This is a genomic window from Blastocatellia bacterium (genome assembly GCA_035275065.1).
Taxonomy (GTDB): domain Bacteria; phylum Acidobacteriota; class Blastocatellia; order UBA7656; family UBA7656; genus DATENM01.
Genome location: DATENM010000039.1, coordinates 93,734 through 111,577 on the forward strand (window position 1 = coordinate 93,734; position 17,844 = coordinate 111,577).

Here is a 17,844-nt window from a genome sequence, read left to right on the forward strand (position 1 = left end):
TTGTGCGCCACATCCTTGAATGCGAGTGAGCGAAATTCTCTCGTGGCGGCGCAAGCCGCCGCGAACTGGATACGGGCGGCTGCCGTGCCGACGGCGCAAGGGACGGCTTACCTGGCAGACCCGAACGATAAGCAGTCCGTCGCGACCAACCTCTACGCAGGCGTGCCGGGCGTTGTCTTGTTCTTCCTCGAAGCCTACCACTCGACCGGCGACGCGGCCTATTTGAAAGATGCGCGGTCGGGCGCGGATTACTTGATCGCTCATCTGGCGGAAGAAAAAGAGACAGGGCTATACGAAGGCGTCGCCGGCATCGGCTTCGCCTTGATCGAGACATTCAAGGCAACACGCGATGATCGCTACAAGCAGGCCGCCGCTCGCGTCACCCGCATGCTGAAAGAGCAAGCGCGCACGGTCGAGTTGAAGCCCGAGAGCCGCCGCGTGATTTCGGGCGTTGAGTGGAATGACACGACCGACATCATCGCCGGCGCTGCGGGCACAGGGCTCTTCTTGCTCTACGCGGCAAGCGAGCTGAACGACCCTTCTCTGAAGATGCTGGCGGCGCGGGCCGGCAGGCGCTTGATCGCCACAGGCAAACCCGAAGCCGGCGGTCTGAAGTGGGCGATGAACAAAGATTTCCCGCGCCTGATGCCCAACTTCTCGCACGGCACGGCGGGGGTCGCTTACTTTTTGGCGACGCTCTACGGCGCAACTCGTGACCGGGCGTTTCTCGACGCGGCGCTCGGCGGCGCGCATTACTTGCAGGCGGTGGCAAAGACGGATGGCGACATCTGCATGGTTTTTCACAACGAGCCCGATGGCCGCGAGCTGTATTATTTGAGCTGGTGTCACGGCCCCGCGGGCACGGCACGCTTGTTCTATCGTCTGTATGAAGTGACCGGCGACCGCCGCTGGATGGATTGGGTCAAGCGTTCGGCGCGGGCCATTATGCAGAGCGGCATTCCCGAACGCCAGACGCCGGGCTTCTGGAACAATGTCAGCCAGTGCTGTGGCTCTGCGGGCGTCGGCGAATTTTTCCTGAGTCTCTATCAAGTGACTGGTGACAAATCCTACCTCGAATTCACCCGCCGGGTGACGAATAACTTGCTGGCCAGGGCGACCAGAGAGCGCAGCGGTTTGAAATGGGTGCAAGCCGAGCATCGCGTCAAGCCCGACTTGCTGGTGGCGCAGACCGGCTTGATGCAAGGCGCGGCGGGCATCGGACTATTTCTGCTTCATCTGGACGCCTCCGAGCGCGGCAAGAAACCGCTCGTCCGCTTTCCCGACTCGCCTTTCTGAAGCGCCTGCCTGAAGTTGACAGTAGCCATAGTTACGCCCACAATGAGGGGGATCGTACAGGCTCGTCTTAGGTTCAATGACCGTCCGGGTGTCCAAAGCAGTCCCTCGCAAGGAGACTTGTATGCGCAGACTATGCAGCGCCGTCGCCCTGATCGCCCTGATCGCCATCTCTTCAGGCTGCTATCACTACCATCTGAGAGCCAGCGGCAACCGCGCCAACTCTTCCTATTTCAGAAAGACGCTCGACCCGTCGAGCGAAGGCCGCCGCAGCAATTATGTCGTGCCGCCTGCCGCCGACTGTAAAGCGAACGGCCTCTACGAAGTCGGCATCACCTCTCCCTGGAAGTATGCCGCGGGCCGCGTCTTTAGCTTCGGCCTCTGGTCGCGCGTCAAAGTGGAATGGTTATGCGCCAACGAGCCGCCGGTCATCGGCCCCACAGGGTTAGGCCCAGACCCAGCGGCTGCCTCGCCTCCGAAGGTTGCACGACAGCCGAAGCCATCACCAGACGGTTTCACAAAGCGAACCGTGCATGCGTTGCTGTGGGGCGCGCTGCAACAAAACCTCTTGCCGCCGCCCTCCGCGACCACGAAAACGCCGGCCAACTGTCAAAGCATGCGGCAGGTCAAGCTGCCAATGAACTACGGCTATGCGCTGATTACGGTCTTGAGCGCCGGCATCTGGTCGCCGATGCAGGTGGCGTGGAAATGCAACGAAGAACCGACGAGCGCCCCGACTAATCAGGCCCTGACCTCGCCCACGGCGACTCGCCGCTTATCACCTCAACTATTTCCCAGGCTATCTCCTCAATTGGGCAAGGGGCCGGCGACTGCCGCGAAGGAGGAGAAGCATGTCTACCGATAATCGTCGCGGCGCACGGCTTGCCGATGGGCCGCCCAGCCCGTGGATCAACAAGCATCGCAACGTCGAGCAGGCATTCCAACGGCTTTACAGCATCGCCAACCCGCCGAGCCCTGTGACAAACTTCTTCGGCGATTTGCAACTCACCGTCGCGGCGCTGCAAGGGCTGATCGGCGACGCCATCCGCGATCAAACGACGTTGCGGGCAATCGGCGGCGGCTGGTCGCTATCGGATGCGGCGGTGACCGACGGCCGCCTGATCGATACGCTCGCCTTAAACTGGGCTTTCCCGGCAGACGCCACCAGCGTCGCTCCCGGCTATGCGGGCGACCCGGCGTTGTTGATGTATCTGCAATGCGGCGTCAGCGTCCGCGAAGCCAACGACATACTCTCTAATCGTCCGACCCGGCTGGCGCTCAAGACTTCGGGCGCAAGCAACGGGCAGACGATTGTCGGAGCCTTCGCCACCGGCACGCACGGCTCGCGGTTTCGCTTCGGGTCAATGCAAGATTACGTCGTCGGTTTGCACCTGATCACCGCGCCGGATCGCGTCATCTGGCTTGAGCGCGCTTCGTCCCCTGTGCTGTCTGACGGTCTCGTCGCGCGGCTCGGCGCGGAATTGATTCGTGATGACGTCCTCTTCAACGCCGCGCTGGTCAGCTTCGGCAGCTTCGGGATTATTCATGGCGTGATGATCGAAGCCGCGCCGCTCTACCTGTTAGAGGTCACGCGCTGGCGGCGGCCCATTGATGAAACCTTGAGGCGGGCGATGCGGACGCTCGACTTCACGGGGATTGACCTGCCCGATAAGAGCAAAGAGCCTTTTCATTTTGAAGTCGTCGTCAACCCGCATGACGTGAAGGGCGGCGCCTATGTCACGGCGATGTATGATCGCCCATACCGCAGCAACTACACGCCGCCGACGGTTTCGGCCAACGGCCTTGGCCCCGGCGATGATGTGTTGGCGCTGCTCGGCAAGTTCGGCGACATGCTGCATGGCGTGGCCGGCCCGGCGGTCAATCTGGTCATCCCGGCGCAGTACCCGTTGATTAAGAAAGTGCTGGGCACGCCCGGCGAGGTCTTCGATTCAAACACCAATTTCCAGAAGGTGATGAGCGCCGAGATCGGCGTCGCGATGGAAGACGCGGCGCGGGCGCTCGACGTGCTGCTGACGACGCCAGAGGTGAAGGATTACGCCGGCGTCCTCGCCTTCCGCTGGGTGAAAGGCTCGAAGGCGCTGCTGGCGTTTACCAGGTTTGCCACCACCTGCACGATTGAGCTCCCCGGCTCTTATGCGGATCGCACGATGGCTTACTATAACGCCGTCTGGAAGGCGCTCGAAGACGCGGGCATTCCTTACACGCTGCATTGGGGACAGATTAATAATTTCACGCCGGAGCGCGTGCGGAAGATGTATGGCGCTGCGGCTGATGATTGGCTGAAGAGTAGAAATCAGTTATTGAAGCCGCAGGCGCGAGCAGTGTTCAGCAGCCCGTTCCTGCGGCGCTGCGGCCTCGGCTAGAGCGGTTTTCGATAGCGTCTGCCATGTGGCGCAATCTGTTAGATTGCGCGAGCCCTGACGCAATCTAACAGATTGCGCCACATCCGACTGAACATCGCGCGAGGTCAGAACGTGACGCTATCGAGATAGTGCAAAGTTTCGGGAATCGTTTGCCACACGGTCGGGGCTTCGTCCTCGACGATATACCAGCGGACGCCTTCCTGGCGCGCCGCTTTCAACACCTCTGGCCAGTTAATCTTGCCCTTGCCGAGCGGCCTGCCGTCTTCGTCTTTAAAGGTGCCCGAGTTGTTGCCGGCGACGTCGCCGCGAACATCCTTCAAGTGCAAAGAGGTGAAGCGCCCGGGGTACTTTCGCATGAGCTGCGCCGGGTCCTGTCCCGGAAACGCGACGTGCGCGGTGTCGAGTTGCATGCTGACATAGCGCGGGTCCGTTTTCGTCATCAGCAGGTCGAACAAGGTTCCCTGGCCGCCCGGGTCGGGGACGAATTCATAGCCGTGCAGGTGATAGAAAAACTTCAGGCCGTTTGCCGCCAGTTTGCTGCCCGCCTGGTTGAAGACGTTGATGGCGTCCAGACAGTCTTGCCGCGTCAACGGCGACTTGATCCACGGCACCCCGACATAGCCGACGCCGAGAACCTTGGCATCGGCGATGATCGCGTCCGTATGGTCGCGCACCGCGTCATAGCCGACGTGCATGCTGACGGCTTTGAGCCCCGCTTTATCAAGTTCGGCGCGGAACTGTTTCGCGGTCATGCCGTAATAGCCGGCCAGCTCGACGTTCGTGAAGCCAAGCTCGCGCACGCGCTTCAAGGTGCCGGGCACGTCTTTCTTGAAATCGTTGCGAAAGCTCCAGAGCTGTACCGCGAGCGCGCCTTTGAATGACTTGCCGGCGGGCTCGGCCGCTTGCGCCGGCGGCTGGTTGAGCAGCAGGCCGGCCAGAAAGATGAGCGTCAGAACTTGTATTCTCTTCACAGTGATTCCTCTCATTGCACTTCGCCGATGAAGCTGCGGTAGCGCGATTCCAGGTTGTCGGCGTTGGTCTTGCCCGACAGGATCAAGAGGCGATAGCGAAAGGTCGCCGACTGTCGCGGCTCCAGCGTGAAGTTCAACTTCTCTTTGCCGTTGCTGAAGACTTCCTGGCCGAGCGGGTTGGCGGCAAACAGTCCGTAGCCGCGCGCGTGCCAGTAGGTCGGGTAGCCGGGATTGCGCGGGTGATCGAGTATCGCAAGCGTCACGTCTTCCGCACCGATCCGCCCCGCAAGCATCGCCCACTTGCCGCGCGTTCCCCACACCGCATCGCCCGTCTTGCCTTCGCTGCTCTGGTAGCGGCCCGTGACGCCTGTGTTATCCATCTTCGCCACCGCGGTCGCCTTGCCGCTGGCGTCGGTGTAAACCTCCGGCTGATTCGATGGCTGCTCTAATTGACGGGCGACGCGAATGCCCAGCACGCCTTCTTTGTTATCGTGAAAGACGACGCGCTCCGCAAGCGCCGTCAACCGCGTGATGCGATCTATGGCGCGCAGGTTCGGCCCGGCGTGAAAGACAAACGTCGTCTCTTCGCGCAGTAAGGCGCGGCCATCGGGCGTCAGCCACTCGGTCTCGACTTCAAGCTCGCCGCGATCTTTGCCGCTCGCGACGCGCTTGATGCGCAGGTGGCGGATGGTGCCGTACTTTTGGCGCTCGGCGGGCTTGATGGCCTCCGAGTTATTCCAGAAGTCGAGCCCGTTGACATCGCCATAGTTGAACCAGACGCCGACCTGATGCGGGTGGTCAATGCGCTCGCCCGTGCGCGGCTCAAGCGGGTAGCCGCGCGTGACCGTGGCGCCCTGCGCCGTCCGTAGCGGAAACAACACAGGCTTCTTGATCGTCTCCGGCCAGATGTAAGCGGTGAACGGCTTGCCGTCTACGAACACGTCAACGCGCCGCGCCGCTTCGTTTGGGACGACCTGCACGCCCGCTTGAACCGGCGGCGTCCGCGTGCTTGCGCTTACACATCCCATCGCCAGCATCACGAGCAAGCCGAGCGTGCGCCCACAGGCCACGTGCCATCTGAGCATGACTTTAGCCCTCTCCTTCCCTAGTTCGTCACTATCTCTTGCTTCGCTTCATCGAAGGTCACGCGCTTGCCGGTCTGCAAGGCCGCAATCGTCATGCAGAGCGCCACCGAGTGATTGTAAGCCGCATGGATGTCGGCGTTCGGCTGCTTGCGCGAGCGGATGCACTCCATCCAGTTGCGCATGTGCGCGAGCGTCGCCGTATCGACGCCCGTGTTGGCGCCGGTCTCGGCCTTCTCCGTGCTATCCACAAGCGACATCTTCGGCAGTTGATACGCCTCTTTGCCCATCGCCTTGGCATAGCCTTCTTCAAGACCGCCTTCAGGGCCGACCTTGTTGGTGTCGAGGTTCAGGCTGCCGCCGTTCGAGAAGTAAATCTCTTTCGTGCCGCCGGCGCTGTTGGTCTGCCGCGACGAGTAGGTGACCTGAAAGCCTTTGCCGCCACGGGCCGCGTCGCCGTAATCGAAGACCGCCGTCATCGTGTCGAAGTTCTTGCGCCCATCGCGCCACAGGTAGATGCCGCCGTTGGCGACCACGCTGGTCGGGTGATTGTAGCCTGTGAACCAGTGAACCGTGTCAATCTGGTGAACCATCCACTGATCGGGTATCCCTGAGGAGTAAGGCCAGAACAAGCGGAACTCAAGATACTTGCGCGCATCGAACGCCTCGGACGGGCGGTTGATGAGGAAGCGCTTCCAGTCGGTGTCCTGCTCTTTGAGCATCGGCACAAGCTGCGGTCTGCGCCAGCGCCCCGGCTGGTTGACGTTCCAGGTCATCTCGGCCATGACGATATCGCCGAACTTGCCGGAGCGGATGAAGTCGTTGGCGCGCATGTAGCTTGGCGTCGAGCGCCGCTGCGTGCCGACCTGGACGATCTGTTTTGAGCCGGTCACCAGCTTGAGCGCGTTGCGCGCGTCGGTCATGGTGTTGGCGAAAGGCTTTTCGACGTAAACATCTTTGCCGGCGCGCACCGCTTCCATGCAATGGACGGCGTGTTGAAAGTCGGCGGTGGCGATGATGACCGCATCGATGTTCTTCATCGCGTAAAGCTCTTCGGTGTTGCGCGCCTTGGCCAGTTGCTCGCCGCTCATCGGCGCTTTCAACTTATCCGCCCTTTGCGAAACGAAGGCGGCGCCCTCTTCGCGCCGCTTGTTCCAGAGATCGCAGACGGCGACCGGCTCGAAATTCAACTCGCCGGCGAGGCTGAGAAAAGCCGGGATCAGCGCGTCGCGGGCGCGGTCGCCGGGCCCGACAAAGGCGACGCGGATGCGGTCATTGGCTCCGAGAATCCTCGCATAGCTCGCCGCGCGCGAGCCGATGGCCAGCCCCGCCGCGCCCGCCGCCGTGGTCTTGATGAACGTCCTTCGTGAGTGGTCATTCGTTGTCATCGTCTTCCTCCATTCCACGCCGCGTCGCGGCGGTTGAGTTTAGCCAGACGTTTCATCGCCTGGAATCTTCGAGAAGATATTGCCCATGATGATGCCGATCACCATGCCGATCAGCGCGCCGGCGGCCATGTAGATTAATAATGCCTCGCCCTGCTTGAGGTTCTTTAATAGCTCGCGCCCGGGTTGTTGCGCAAGCAGACCGAGGCACCAGCCGGCGAACGAGCCGATGACCAGCCCGACGAATCCGAAGCCGACGAGCGCGCCGACCGACAACCGCCTGGGCGCGGCCAGCTCGGCTTCGTCCATCTGCCGCACTCGCGGGACCAGCAGGTGCATAATGGCCAGCGCCACTAAATAGGCCGGGCCGACGGCAAAGAAGATCAACATATAGTTGCCGCCGGTGCGGTCAAGAATATAGCCGGTCGCTACGGCCATGGTCACGCCGCCCATCGCGCCGGCCATGCCGCCGATGCCGACAACCGAGCCGACGGCGTGGCGCGGGAAGGCGTCCGAAGCCGTCGTGTAGATGTTCGCGGACCACCCTTGATGCGCGGCGGCGGCCAGCCCGAACAGGCCAACCGCCAGCCACAGGTTGTTGACGCCGGGCATCAGCATGATCGGCAAAACGGCCACGGCGCAGATCAGCATCGCGGTCTTGCGCGCCCGGTTGATCGTCCAGCCGCGCTTGATGAACGCCGACGACAGCCAGCCGCCGCCGATGCTGCCGATGTCGGCGATTAAATAAATGGCGATCAGCGGCAGCCCGACCGTTGACAGATCAAGCCCGTGCTTTTGCCTGAGAAAATTCGGTATCCAGTAGAGGTAGAACCACCAGACCGGATCGGTCAGGTACTTGCCGATGGCGAATGCGGCCATTTGCCTGTGCGGAATCAGTTGCGCCCATGAGAGCCGTGCGGTGGGCGGCTCCGGCGGGTCACTGCGTATGTAAGCCAATTCACTTTGCGATAATCGCGGGTGCGCTTCCGGCTTGCGATAGTTCGGCAGCCAGAACAGCAGCCAGAGGAAGCCGAGCGCGCCGGTCAGGACAAAAGCCCACTGCCAGCCCCAGTGAATGGCGATCCACGGCACAGTGAGCGGCGCGATGACCGCGCCGACGTTGGTGCCGGCGTTAAAGATGCCGGTCGTCAAGGCGCGCTCTTTTTTGGGGAACCATTCGGCAACCGTTTTGATGGCCGCCGGAAAGTTTGCCGCTTCGCCGAGGCCGAGTGCCGCGCGGGCGACCCCGAAGCCAAAGGCCGAGCGCGCCAGTGACGTTGCCATGCCGGCCAGGCTCCAGACCGTGATGGCCAGGGCGTAGCCAACCTTGCTGCCGAACTTATCGATCAATCGCCCAGAGGCCAGCAGGCCGAGCGCATACGCCCCATTAAAAGCCGCGACGATGTTGCCGTAATCGATCTCGCTCCAGCCGATGGCGGCTTGCAGGTCTTTGGCGAGGATGCCGATCACCTGACGGTCAACATAATTAATCGTCGTCGCGAAAAACAGCAGCCCGCAGATCATCCAGCGATACTGCCCCGTGCGCGGAGCGACCTCCGCGGCGACGGTTGACGGGGTCGCGGCGACCGCCGTCCGTTCATCGCCGGGTCTTGGAGATGACGACATGAAAATGTCTCCTGTTCATTGGGTCGTCGGCAGCGTTACAACCGAGGGCCGACGATCATCTGTCTCCTGATGCGATTGCCGGTACATTCTACCGGCAGACGCGGTCAGTTCCAATGCCGCGCCGCGTTGTTCAGTTCTGCGAAACAGGGATGAAAGAAAAACACAGAGACACAGAGACACAGAGGAACACAGAGAAGTCTCCGTGCCTCTGTGTCTCTGTGTCTCTGTGTTTAATTTCCCCTTCTCAACCCTGAGAATTGAATGGCCCTGCCGCGCGCCTTGCATTTCTCGCCAGGGACAAGTATCAAGCCATGCTGATGTGACCAGGGCTAGAGATTGACCGAATATGGTTGAACGACCACGCGCTTCGCAAATTCAAGTCGCGGCGACCTCGTTTCTGGCGCTCTTTGCCGTCGTCGGCATCGCGCTCTATGGGCTGCCGCTCTACTACGATTATTGGGAGAAGGAATTCGGCTGGTCGCGCGCCTTCATCACTTCGGCTAACGCGCTCAGCAAAGTCGTGGTCGCGGTCTGCTTCGGTTTCTTCGCCGGCTGGGTGATTGACCGTTTCGGGCCGCGCCGCTTGATGATCGTCGGCGTCTTGATTGCCGGCGGCGCGCTCATTGGCTTGAGCGCGGTCTCTGTGTCGGCGCTGTGGCTTTTTTATGTGGCTTATCTCTTCAACGCCGCGGGCTATGTCAGCGCCGGGCCGCCGCCCAATCAAGTGCTGCTGGCGCGCTGGTTCGACAAAGGGCGTGGCAAGGCGATGGGCTTCGCCTACCTGGGCATTGGCGTCGGCGGCGCGGTCGTGCCGCAGTTGTCGCGCTGGCTGAGCGAAAGCTATGGCTGGCGTGTGTCGCTGCGCCTGCTGGGCGGGCTGATGATCGTGCTGACCTTGCCGATGGTCTGGTTGATTAAAGAAGCGCCGCCGACAACCACGGCGCAACAGCGCGAGCCGCTTGCACCGATGCGCGAGATTTTTCGCCGCCCGGCATTTTACCTGCTCGCCTTCGCCAGTCTTTGCTCGATTGGCGCGGTCGGCGGCACCAATCAACATCTCAAGCTCTATCTCACGCGCGACCTGAATTATTCGCAGAGCGATGCGGCGACCTTCATCTCGCTCGTCTTGACCTTCAGCATCGCCGGGCGCTTGTTGATGGGATGGCTGGCCGATCATCTGCCGAAGAAGGCCGTGATGCTGTTGATCTATCTTTTGGTAGCGGCGGCCATCCCGCTGCTCTTCCTTGCCGCATCGCCCGCGGCCCTGTACGTCTTCGCGGCGGTCTTCGGCTTAGGCTTAGGCGGCGAGTATCTGATCATTCCGTTGATCGCGGCTGAATTATTCAGCGTCAAAATTCTGGGGCGGCTGATGGGCGTTCTGGTGACCGCCGATGGCGTCGCCGAAGCGCTGGTGCCGTTTCTGATCGGCCACCTGCACGACCGCACGGGGAACTATTATGCGGGGTTCGTCACCTTGATCGTTATCGCCTTGCTCGGCGCGCTGGCGGTTGTCTGGCTGCCGCAAAACGGCCGTGTGGCCACCTCTCAAGCGGGAGTCGCGGGATGAGCAAACATCACTTCTTGCACGTCGGCAGCGTCCGCGATGTCCATCGCTTCCGACTTCACTTGCAGGAGCGCGGCATCGATATTCCCTGCGACGAGTCGTTGCTTGCGGCGGGCGAATCGCCGCTGGCGCAACCGCTCGCATTCGATGACGTGAAGATCGGCAACCGCTTCGCCATTCACCCGATGGAAGGGTGGGACGGCACGGCGGACGGCATGCCGAGCGAGCTGACGACGCGCCGCTGGCAGCATTTCGGGCGCAGCGGCGCGAAGCTCATCTGGGGCGGCGAAGCGGTTGCCGTGCGCCACGATGGCCGCGCCAATCCGAATCAACTGCTCATCGGCAAGGCGACGCGCGATGGCCTGGCGCGCCTGCGCGAAGCGCTGGTCACGGCGCACCATCAGGCGACCGGCTCGACCGATGGTCTGCTAGTCGGCTTGCAACTGACGCATTCGGGTCGCTACAGCCGGCCCAACCGTAAAGAGCGAGCCGAGCCGCGCATTCTCTATCACCACCCGCTGCTCGATCAGCGGCTTGGCCTTGACGCCGATTACCCGCTGCTCACCGACAGTGAGGTGCGCGAGATCATCGCGGCCTTTCACGCGGCGGCGCGCATGGCTTACGAGATCGGCTTTGATTTCGTAGATGTCAAGCACTGCCACGGCTACCTGGGGCATGAGTTCTTGAGCGCCCACACGCGCGATGGCGACTATGGCGGCAGCTTTGAAAACCGCACGCGCTTTTTGCGCGAAGTCGTCGCAGGCATTCGCAGTCTTGCGCCGGGCTTGCGCCTCGGCGTGCGGCTCTCGGCCTTTGATTCGATCCCGTATCGTCGGCAAACCGCCGGCTCAAAGGAGGAGCCTGCCGGCGCGGGCGTGCCGGAATCGTTTGAATCGCTGCTGCCTTACCGCTGGGGTTTCGGAGTCAATGTTACAAACCCGGTTGAGCCTGACCTGACAGAAGTCATCGAGTTCCTGACGCTGCTGGATGGTCTTGGAATCCGGCTGATCAACCTCACAGCCGGTTCGCCTTATTACAGCCCGCACCTCCAGCGCCCGGCCCTCTTTCCGCCATCGGATGGCTACCAGCCGCCGGAAGACCCGCTCATCGGCGTCGCCCGGCAGATGGCGATGACACGCCATTTGAAGCAGCGATTCCCGCGCCTGCTGTTCGTCGGAACGGCTTACTCCTACTTGCAAGACTTCCTGCCCAACGTGGCGCAAGCGGCGATGCGCGAAGGCTGGGCCGATGCGGTAGGGCTGGGGCGCATGGTGCTGGCTTATCCCGAACTACCGCTGGACGTGTTGCAGGGTCGCCCGCTCGACCGCAAGCGACTGTGCCGCACCTTCAGCGACTGCACGACTGCGCCGCGCAATGGGCTGCCTTCGGGCTGCTACCCGCTGGATGATTTTTATAAGCAGACCGGGGCCGCCGCGCAGCTCAAACAGATTAAGCGACGCCAGCGCGGCGGCGCGGCGGAGGGTTAAAGCTTGAACGATCACCGGCCAGTTGCTTTTATTACCGGGGCGAGTCGCGGCATCGGGCGCGGCATCGCTCTCGCGCTTGCCGGCTGCGGCTACGACATCGCCGGCGGCTCACGCGTCGTTGATCCGCAGGCGGCGGCAAGCGCCATCTTTGCAGTCAAACAACAGGTCGAATCAGCGGGCGCGCGGTTCTTGCCCGTAGAAGGCGATGTCGCCAATCTCGAAGCTCATGAAGGGATGCTGAGCGCGGTGATCGCTCACTTCGGTCGCATCGATCTGCTGGTCAACAACGCCGGCGTCGCGCCCGAACCACGACTCGACGTGCTAGAGACAACGCCGGCGAGTTTTGATCGCCTGCTGTCTACGAACCTGCGCGGGCCGTTCTTTCTGACGCAGCGTGTCGCCGCGCAGATGATCGCTCAGGTCAAGGCCGCGCCCGCCGTCAAACCGAAGATCGTCTTCATCACGTCGGTGTCGGCTTATATGTCGTCGCCTTCGCGCGCCGAGTACTGCCTGTCCAAGTCGGCGTTGAGCATGGCGGCGGCGATCTTTGCCGACCGGCTCGCGGAGCACGGCATCAACGTCTACGAAGTGCGCCCCGGCATCATCAAGACCGACATGACCGCGCCGGTCGAAAGCAAGTATGACCGCTTGATCGAAGAGGGGCTGATCCCGCAACAGCGATGGGGATTGCCGGAAGACGTAGGCCGCGCCGTCACGGCGCTTGTCACCGGCGGCTTTGAGTATTCGACCGGAACGGTCATCGAGGTGAGCGGCGGCATGAATATCCGCAGGCTTTGAGAACAGCCAATGAAGATTCCCGACCAGATTGACGAACCCCGGTTGCTGGCGCGCATCGAGCGGGCCTTTGATTTTGGCGTTGGCCAGTTGGCAAAGATGCTGCCGAAGTGGCCGGCGAATCAGCCGGCGCCGATCTATACAGTGAATGGTGTATGGACCCGCCCGGCTTACATGTGGACCGACTGGTGTCCGGGTTTTTATGCGGGCATGATGTGGCTGGCCTTTGAAGCGACTGGTGATCAAGTATGGCGACAGGCCGCCGAACGCTATACGCGGGCGCTTGAGCCGCGCAAGCTCGACCGCGACGTTCACGACCTCGGCTTTATTTTCATGTCAACGGCTGACCGCTGGCTCGCGCTGGTTGGCGATGACGACCCTGCGGCGCGTTGGCTCAAAGATGTTCTGATCACCGCGGCCACCGTTCAGTCGTTCCGCTGGAAGGAGAGCGGCGAGGATCATTACATCTATTCGTTTCATGGGCCGCAGTCGCTGTTCATAGACATCATGATGAACATCCGGCTGCTGTTTCGCGCGCACCAGTTGGGCGGCGCGGAAGCGCTCTACGACAAAGCGGTGACGCATGCGAAGACAACGGAAAAGTATCTCGTTCGCAAGCGCGGTGATCGATTAATGGACCGCGAAGGCGCGATCATTCACGAAGCGATATTCAACCCGGTGCGCGGCGAGTTTCGCAATCTCTCGACGCAGCAGGGCTACTCGCCGTTCACCTGCTGGGCGCGCGGGCTGGCCTGGGCGACCTACGGGTTTACGGACACGTTTCTCTTCACCGGCGACCGATTTTTTCTCGACACCGCCGAGCGCTGCGCCGGTTATTACCTTGAGAACACGCCCGACCCTGGGGTGCCTTTCTGGGATTATGGCGCGCCCGACATCCCCAATGAGCCGCTCGATAGCTCGGCGGCGGCGATTATGGCCGGCGCTTTCTTGAAGCTGAAAGAGATTGAAGCGACGCGGCGTGGCGCGCATGTCTACGGACGGGCGGCGCTGGCGATTTTGGATGCGCTGACCGGCGACGAATTCCTCGGCGCGCACGACCCGGCTTATGAAGGCATCCTGCGGCATGGCGTCTATCACCGCCCGATGAATTGGGGCGTGGACGAATCGGTGATGTGGGGCGATTACTTTTTCATGGAAGCGCTGCACACGGTTAGGGGAGGATCAAAAAGATGAGGCGACGTGATTTCCTGGCTCAGAGTTCGGCGGTGACGGCGATGATGGCGACGCACCGCCTGGCGCCGGAGGTGTTCATGGAAGATGCGGAGCAGAGCGGCGGCGTTCAGTCTCGGTATCGCGGCCCGCTCGCCGATGCGGATTTGCAGGGCCGACAACTGGACAGCTTGCAGTTTTGCCTGTCTTCATACGAGCGCGTCACGCCTTCGATGAGCTTCGCCGCAAAGGATGGGCCCGCGGCGCGGCGCTGGCAAAAGCAGACGCGCAAGAAGCTCGTGGAATTGCTCGGCGGCTTTCCGGCGGAGCGCGTGGCGCTGCGACCGAGCATTCTGGAAAGGAAAGAATTCGCCGGCTACACGCGCGAAAAGATCATCTTTCAGAGCCGCGATAACCTGGCGGTCTTCGGCTACCTGTTGCTGCCCAAAGATCGCCCGAAGCAGTTGCCCGCGATTATCTGTTTGCCGGGGCACGGGCGCGGCTGCGACGACATCGTCGGCATTGCGGAAGATGGCCGCGAGCGCGAAACCAAGAGCGGCTATCAGCATGACTTTGCCTTGCAGGCGGTCGAGCATGGCTATGCCGCCTTTGCTATCGAGCAACTCGCTTTCGGCTGCCGGCGAGATGCAGCGGCGCGGCAGCATGGCGCGGGACAATCTTCATGCCAGCCGGCAGCCGGCGCGGCGTTGCTGCTGGGGCAGACGATGGTTGGCTGGCGATCCTGGGATGTGATGCGGGCGATAGATTACCTGGGGACGCGCCCCGAAGTGGACGCCTCACGAATCGCGACGATGGGCATATCGGGCGGCGGTACGATCTCGCTCTTTTCAGCGGCTCTGGATCAGCGCATCAAGGTGGCGGTCGTCAGCGGTTACTTCAACACCTTCCGCGACAGCATCGTCAGCCTGTCGCATTGCATAGACAATTACGTGCCCGGACTGCTGAACTACGTCGAGATGTATGATCTGGCGGGGCTGGTCGCGCCGCGCGGGCTATTTGTCGAATCAGGCACGCGCGACCCTATCTTTCCCATCGCCGCCAGCCGCGCGGCATTCAAAAAGGCGCAGGCCATCTACGCGGTATTTGGCGCGCCTGAAATGACCGGGCAAGAGGTCTTCGAAGGCGAGCACTTGTTTTATGGCAAAGGCGCGTTTGAATTCCTGAAGCGGCAGCTCTGAAGATCGAGTGTGGCGCAAGCTGTTAGCTTGCGCATGGACTCGCGCAATCTAACAGATTGCGCTACACAGCGAATCTAGGCCGTTTCTCGCGCTTCCCTGACGGCTTCGATAAATTGCCGCGCCCGTTCGGTGATTAAGCCAGCATGTCCTTCGCGCAACGCCTTGACGTCCACGAGGTCAGAGCCGACACCCAGAGCGCTCGCCCCGGCTTTGATGAAGTCGGCGGCGGTCTTGAGCGATACGCCGCCGGTCGGCACCACTTCGACTTGCGGCAGCGGCGCTTTCAACGACTTGATGTAGCGCGCGCCGCCGAGGCTATCGCAGGGAAAGACTTTGACCATATCCGCCCCCGCCGTCCACGCCTGTAACACTTCAGTCGGCGTCAGCGCGCCCGGAATAACCGCGATGCTATAGCGGCGGCACATGGCGATGGTTTCGAGGTTGAGCGCCGGGCTGACGATGAACTGCGCGCCCGCCAGCATGCAAGCGCGGGCGGTCTCGGCATCAAGCACGGTGCCCGCCCCGACCAGCACGTCAGCGCCGTAACGCGCCGCGACTTCTTCGATGACCCGCGCCGCGCCCGGAACGGTCATGGTAATCTCAACCACAGACAGGCCGCCGGCTTTGATCGCCTCAATGGCGCGCATTGCTTCGTCCGCCGAAGCGGCGCGCACCACAGGGATCACTCCCGCCGCTTTGATCCATTGAATCACGTCCGTCTTGTTCATCGCCTTTCCAAACGCCGCGCGACTATCGAGCAACGCGCGCCGTGCCGCCTTTCATCACGCGCTCGACTTCAGCAAGCGTCGCCATCGTCGTATCGCCCGGCGTCGTCATCGCCAGCGCCCCGTGCGCCGCGCCGCACTCGACTGCCCATTGCGGGCCGCGCTCGGTCAGCAAGCCGTAAATCAATCCCGAAGCGAACGAGTCGCCGCCGCCGACACGGTCAAAGATTTCGAGGCCCTCGCGCAGCGGCGCTTGATAGAATTCGCCGTCCGCATCGCAGACCGCGCCCCAGTCGTTGACCGTCGCCGTCCGCGCATGGCGCAGCGTCGTCGCCACGACTTTGAAGTTCGGGTAAGCTTCGCGCGCCCGCTCGATCATCCTGCGGAAGCTCGTCACGTCGAGCTTTGAATGTTGCTCGTCCAATCCTTCGACCTCGAAGCCGAGCGCCGCCGTGAACTCCTCTTCGTTGCCGATCATCACATCAACCAGCGGCGCGAGCTGGCGGTTGACCGCTTGCGCGCGGCCTTTGCCGCCAATCGATTTCCAGAGCGATTCGCGATAGTTCAGGTCATAAGAGATCACCGTGCCGTGACGGCGAGCCGCTTCCATGGCTTCGCGCGCCACCAGCGGCGTGGTCTCTGACAGGGCGCAGAAGATGCCGCCGGTGTGGAACCAGCGCGCCCCTTCGCGCCCGAAGATCGCCTCCCAATCCACGTCGCCCGGCTTGAGCTGCGAAACCGCCGTGTGCCCGCGGTCAGAACACCCGAGCGCCGCGCGCAATCCGAAGCCGCGCTCGGTGAAGTTCAGGCCATTGCGCGCCTCGCGCCCGACGCCGTCATATTTCACCCAGCGAACGTGCGATTGATCGACGCCGCCTTGATAGATCAGGTCTTCGACCAATCGCCCGATGGGATTGTCGGCAAGCGCCGTGACGATGGCCGTCGTCAAACCGAAGCAGCGCTTCAGGCCGCGAGCGACGTTGTATTCGCCGCCGCCTTCCCACACCTGGAAGGCGCGCGTCGTCGAGATGCGCCCTGCGCCGGGATCGAGCCGCAGCATGACTTCGCCCAGGCTCACCATGTCCCAGCGACACGCGGACGACGGTTTCAGGTTTAACATGGCCATTCCTTGAACGGCGAGCCTCTATTGATTGACGCCGCTGGCGAGGATGCCGCCGTCAACGACGAGGACTTCGCCGGCGACAAAGCTGGCGGCGTCTGAGGCGAGAAAGATCGCCGCCCCGGCCAGCTCTTCGACGCGGCCAAACCGTTTCATCGGCGTGCGCCATAAGAATTCGCGCCCGCGCTCGGTCTCGTCGAGCAGCGTTTCATTGAGCGGCGTGCGAAAGACGCCCGGCGCGATGGCGTTCACCGTCACGCCGCGCGGCGCCCATTCGAGGGCGAGCGATTTCGTCAGCGACGCGACCGCCGCTTTGCTGGCCGAATAAGCGGCGACTTCGTAAAGCGCGACGAATGACGACAGCGACGCGATGTTGATGATGCGGCCATAACCGCGCTCGATCATGTGGCGTCCGAAGACCTGGCAAGCTCTGAGCGTGCCGGTCAGGTTGGTGTTGATGATGTCATCCCAATCCTGCTCAGGGAAATCGAGCGTCGGGGCGCGCCGCGTGCGGCCCGCCGAGTTGACCAGGATGTCTACTTTGCCGAAAGCCGCGACGCTCTCTTCAAGCAGGCGCTCTAAAGAGGCGCGGTCGGCGACGTCGGAAGTGATGCGGGCCGTCCGGCGACCGCGCTGCTCGATTGCGGCGGCGGTCGCTTCGACCTGTTCCAGGCGGCGCGAAGTCGCGACCACGTCGGCGCCCGCCTCGGCCATCCCATAAGCGATGGCGCGACCGATGCCTGAAGTGCCGCCAATGACCACCGCCGCCTTACCGTTTAGCTCCAAAGCCGTGTAGCCCATGAACGATTCGCTTTCCTGTTCTCGCAAGCGGGATTATCGATCCGGTCGAAAGAAGGACTCTCTATCACCGCGCAACAATCGATGTCAAGGTGGCGGCCTTTTTCAGTACCGAACAGCGGCATTTAGCAGCATTTCAAGGGTCGGGATGAGCGCACGAGTTCAATCAAGGTGAATGGTCGGCGCACGTGCCTCCTGCAATCTGACCGAATCAGGTTATTTGCCCGCTACTTTGGCGCTATTGA

14 protein-coding genes and 1 pseudogene are annotated in these 17,844 nt (G+C 62.2%); 8 read left to right on the forward strand and 7 right to left on the reverse strand.

Annotated features, from left to right (window positions below):
* Positions 1–42: 42 nt before the first annotated feature.
* From VJ464_08545 to VJ464_08555, 3 genes are all read left to right on the forward strand, one after another.
* Positions 43–1,296: a lanthionine synthetase LanC family protein gene (locus tag VJ464_08545; GenBank protein ID HKQ05165.1), complete on the forward strand. Its 1,254-nt coding sequence runs from the start codon at positions 43–45 to the stop codon at positions 1,294–1,296.
* Between the two features lie 121 nt (positions 1,297–1,417).
* Positions 1,418–2,158 carry a hypothetical protein gene (locus VJ464_08550; protein ID HKQ05166.1) on the forward strand — a complete coding sequence of 247 codons (741 nt, stop codon included), beginning with the start codon at positions 1,418–1,420 and terminating at the stop codon, positions 2,156–2,158.
* On the forward strand, positions 2,145–3,677 hold the full coding sequence (locus VJ464_08555; protein ID HKQ05167.1) for an FAD-binding protein: 1,533 nt from the start codon (positions 2,145–2,147) through the stop codon (positions 3,675–3,677). The genes VJ464_08550 and VJ464_08555 overlap by 14 nt, the downstream gene beginning before the upstream one ends.
* Before the next feature lie 104 nt (positions 3,678–3,781).
* Here VJ464_08555 and VJ464_08560 read toward each other — a convergent pair whose 3' ends face one another.
* The 4 genes and pseudogenes from VJ464_08560 to VJ464_08575 form a co-directional block, all read right to left on the reverse strand.
* Positions 3,782–4,648 (reverse strand): sugar phosphate isomerase/epimerase, encoded by an 867-nt coding sequence (locus VJ464_08560; GenBank protein HKQ05168.1) that lies wholly within the window; start codon positions 4,646–4,648, stop codon positions 3,782–3,784.
* 11 nt (positions 4,649–4,659) lie between these two features.
* Positions 4,660–5,733 carry a PmoA family protein gene (locus VJ464_08565; GenBank protein ID HKQ05169.1) on the reverse strand — a complete coding sequence of 358 codons (1,074 nt, stop codon included), beginning with the start codon at positions 5,731–5,733 and terminating at the stop codon, positions 4,660–4,662.
* Positions 5,734–5,753: 20 nt separating this feature from the next.
* Complete coding sequence (locus VJ464_08570; GenBank protein ID HKQ05170.1) at positions 5,754–7,118, reverse strand: Gfo/Idh/MocA family oxidoreductase; 1,365 nt, start codon at positions 7,116–7,118, stop codon at positions 5,754–5,756.
* Positions 7,119–7,157: 39 nt separating this feature from the next.
* Positions 7,158–8,660, reverse strand: a pseudogene (locus VJ464_08575) (MFS transporter).
* Between the two features lie 427 nt (positions 8,661–9,087).
* Here VJ464_08575 and VJ464_08580 point away from each other — a divergent pair.
* The 5 genes from VJ464_08580 to VJ464_08600 are packed head-to-tail and all read left to right on the forward strand — an operon-like array spanning position 9,088 to position 14,956.
* The gene (locus VJ464_08580; GenBank protein ID HKQ05171.1) at positions 9,088–10,308 is read left to right on the forward strand and encodes an MFS transporter; all 1,221 of its coding nucleotides are present in this window, start codon (positions 9,088–9,090) and stop codon (positions 10,306–10,308) included.
* A complete protein-coding gene (locus VJ464_08585) occupies positions 10,305–11,792 on the forward strand; it encodes an NADH:flavin oxidoreductase (GenBank protein ID HKQ05172.1) in 1,488 nt (495 codons plus the stop codon). Before VJ464_08580 ends, VJ464_08585 begins: the two co-directional genes overlap by 4 nt.
* 3 nt (positions 11,793–11,795) lie before the next feature.
* Entirely contained in the window at positions 11,796–12,590 is a 795-nt protein-coding gene (locus tag VJ464_08590) for a 3-ketoacyl-ACP reductase (protein ID HKQ05173.1), read from the forward strand.
* Between the two features lie 9 nt (positions 12,591–12,599).
* Positions 12,600–13,781, forward strand: coding sequence for a glycoside hydrolase family 88 protein (locus VJ464_08595; protein ID HKQ05174.1), 1,182 nt, complete (start codon positions 12,600–12,602; stop codon positions 13,779–13,781).
* Positions 13,778–14,956 carry an alpha/beta hydrolase family protein gene (locus tag VJ464_08600; protein HKQ05175.1) on the forward strand — a complete coding sequence of 393 codons (1,179 nt, stop codon included), beginning with the start codon at positions 13,778–13,780 and terminating at the stop codon, positions 14,954–14,956. The genes VJ464_08595 and VJ464_08600 overlap by 4 nt, the downstream gene beginning before the upstream one ends.
* Positions 14,957–15,030: 74 nt before the next feature.
* On the opposite strand, the gene VJ464_08605 is transcribed toward VJ464_08600, so the two are convergent.
* From VJ464_08605 to VJ464_08615, 3 genes are read right to left on the reverse strand one after another with little or no spacing between them, the layout of a single operon-like run.
* Positions 15,031–15,684: a bifunctional 2-keto-4-hydroxyglutarate aldolase/2-keto-3-deoxy-6-phosphogluconate aldolase gene (locus VJ464_08605; GenBank protein ID HKQ05176.1), complete on the reverse strand. Its 654-nt coding sequence runs from the start codon at positions 15,682–15,684 to the stop codon at positions 15,031–15,033.
* A gap of 22 nt (positions 15,685–15,706) precedes the next feature.
* Entirely contained in the window at positions 15,707–16,807 is a 1,101-nt protein-coding gene (locus VJ464_08610; protein HKQ05177.1) for a sugar kinase, read from the reverse strand.
* An 18-nt stretch (positions 16,808–16,825) separates the two neighbouring features.
* On the reverse strand, positions 16,826–17,602 hold the full coding sequence (locus VJ464_08615; GenBank protein ID HKQ05178.1) for a glucose 1-dehydrogenase: 777 nt from the start codon (positions 17,600–17,602) through the stop codon (positions 16,826–16,828).
* Between the last annotated feature and the right edge of the window lie 242 nt (positions 17,603–17,844).

What these genes read in the sequence shown, in the direction of transcription:
- VJ464_08550 (HKQ05166.1), top strand. Translation starts at nt 1,418, where the DNA reads ATGCGCAGACTATGCAGCGCCGTCGCCCTGATCGCCCTGATCGCCATC.
- VJ464_08555 (HKQ05167.1), top strand. Translation starts at nt 2,145, where the DNA reads ATGTCTACCGATAATCGTCGCGGCGCACGGCTTGCCGATGGGCCGCCC.
- VJ464_08565 (HKQ05169.1), bottom strand. Translation starts at nt 5,733, where the DNA reads ATGCTCAGATGGCACGTGGCCTGTGGGCGCACGCTCGGCTTGCTCGTG.
- VJ464_08570 (HKQ05170.1), bottom strand. Translation starts at nt 7,118, where the DNA reads ATGACAACGAATGACCACTCACGAAGGACGTTCATCAAGACCACGGCG.
- VJ464_08580 (HKQ05171.1), top strand. Translation starts at nt 9,088, where the DNA reads ATGGTTGAACGACCACGCGCTTCGCAAATTCAAGTCGCGGCGACCTCG.
- VJ464_08585 (HKQ05172.1), top strand. Translation starts at nt 10,305, where the DNA reads ATGAGCAAACATCACTTCTTGCACGTCGGCAGCGTCCGCGATGTCCAT.
- VJ464_08595 (HKQ05174.1), top strand. Translation starts at nt 12,600, where the DNA reads ATGAAGATTCCCGACCAGATTGACGAACCCCGGTTGCTGGCGCGCATC.
- VJ464_08600 (HKQ05175.1), top strand. Translation starts at nt 13,778, where the DNA reads ATGAGGCGACGTGATTTCCTGGCTCAGAGTTCGGCGGTGACGGCGATG.
- VJ464_08605 (HKQ05176.1), bottom strand. Translation starts at nt 15,684, where the DNA reads ATGAACAAGACGGACGTGATTCAATGGATCAAAGCGGCGGGAGTGATC.
- VJ464_08610 (HKQ05177.1), bottom strand. Translation starts at nt 16,807, where the DNA reads ATGGCCATGTTAAACCTGAAACCGTCGTCCGCGTGTCGCTGGGACATG.
- VJ464_08615 (HKQ05178.1), bottom strand. Translation starts at nt 17,602, where the DNA reads ATGGGCTACACGGCTTTGGAGCTAAACGGTAAGGCGGCGGTGGTCATT.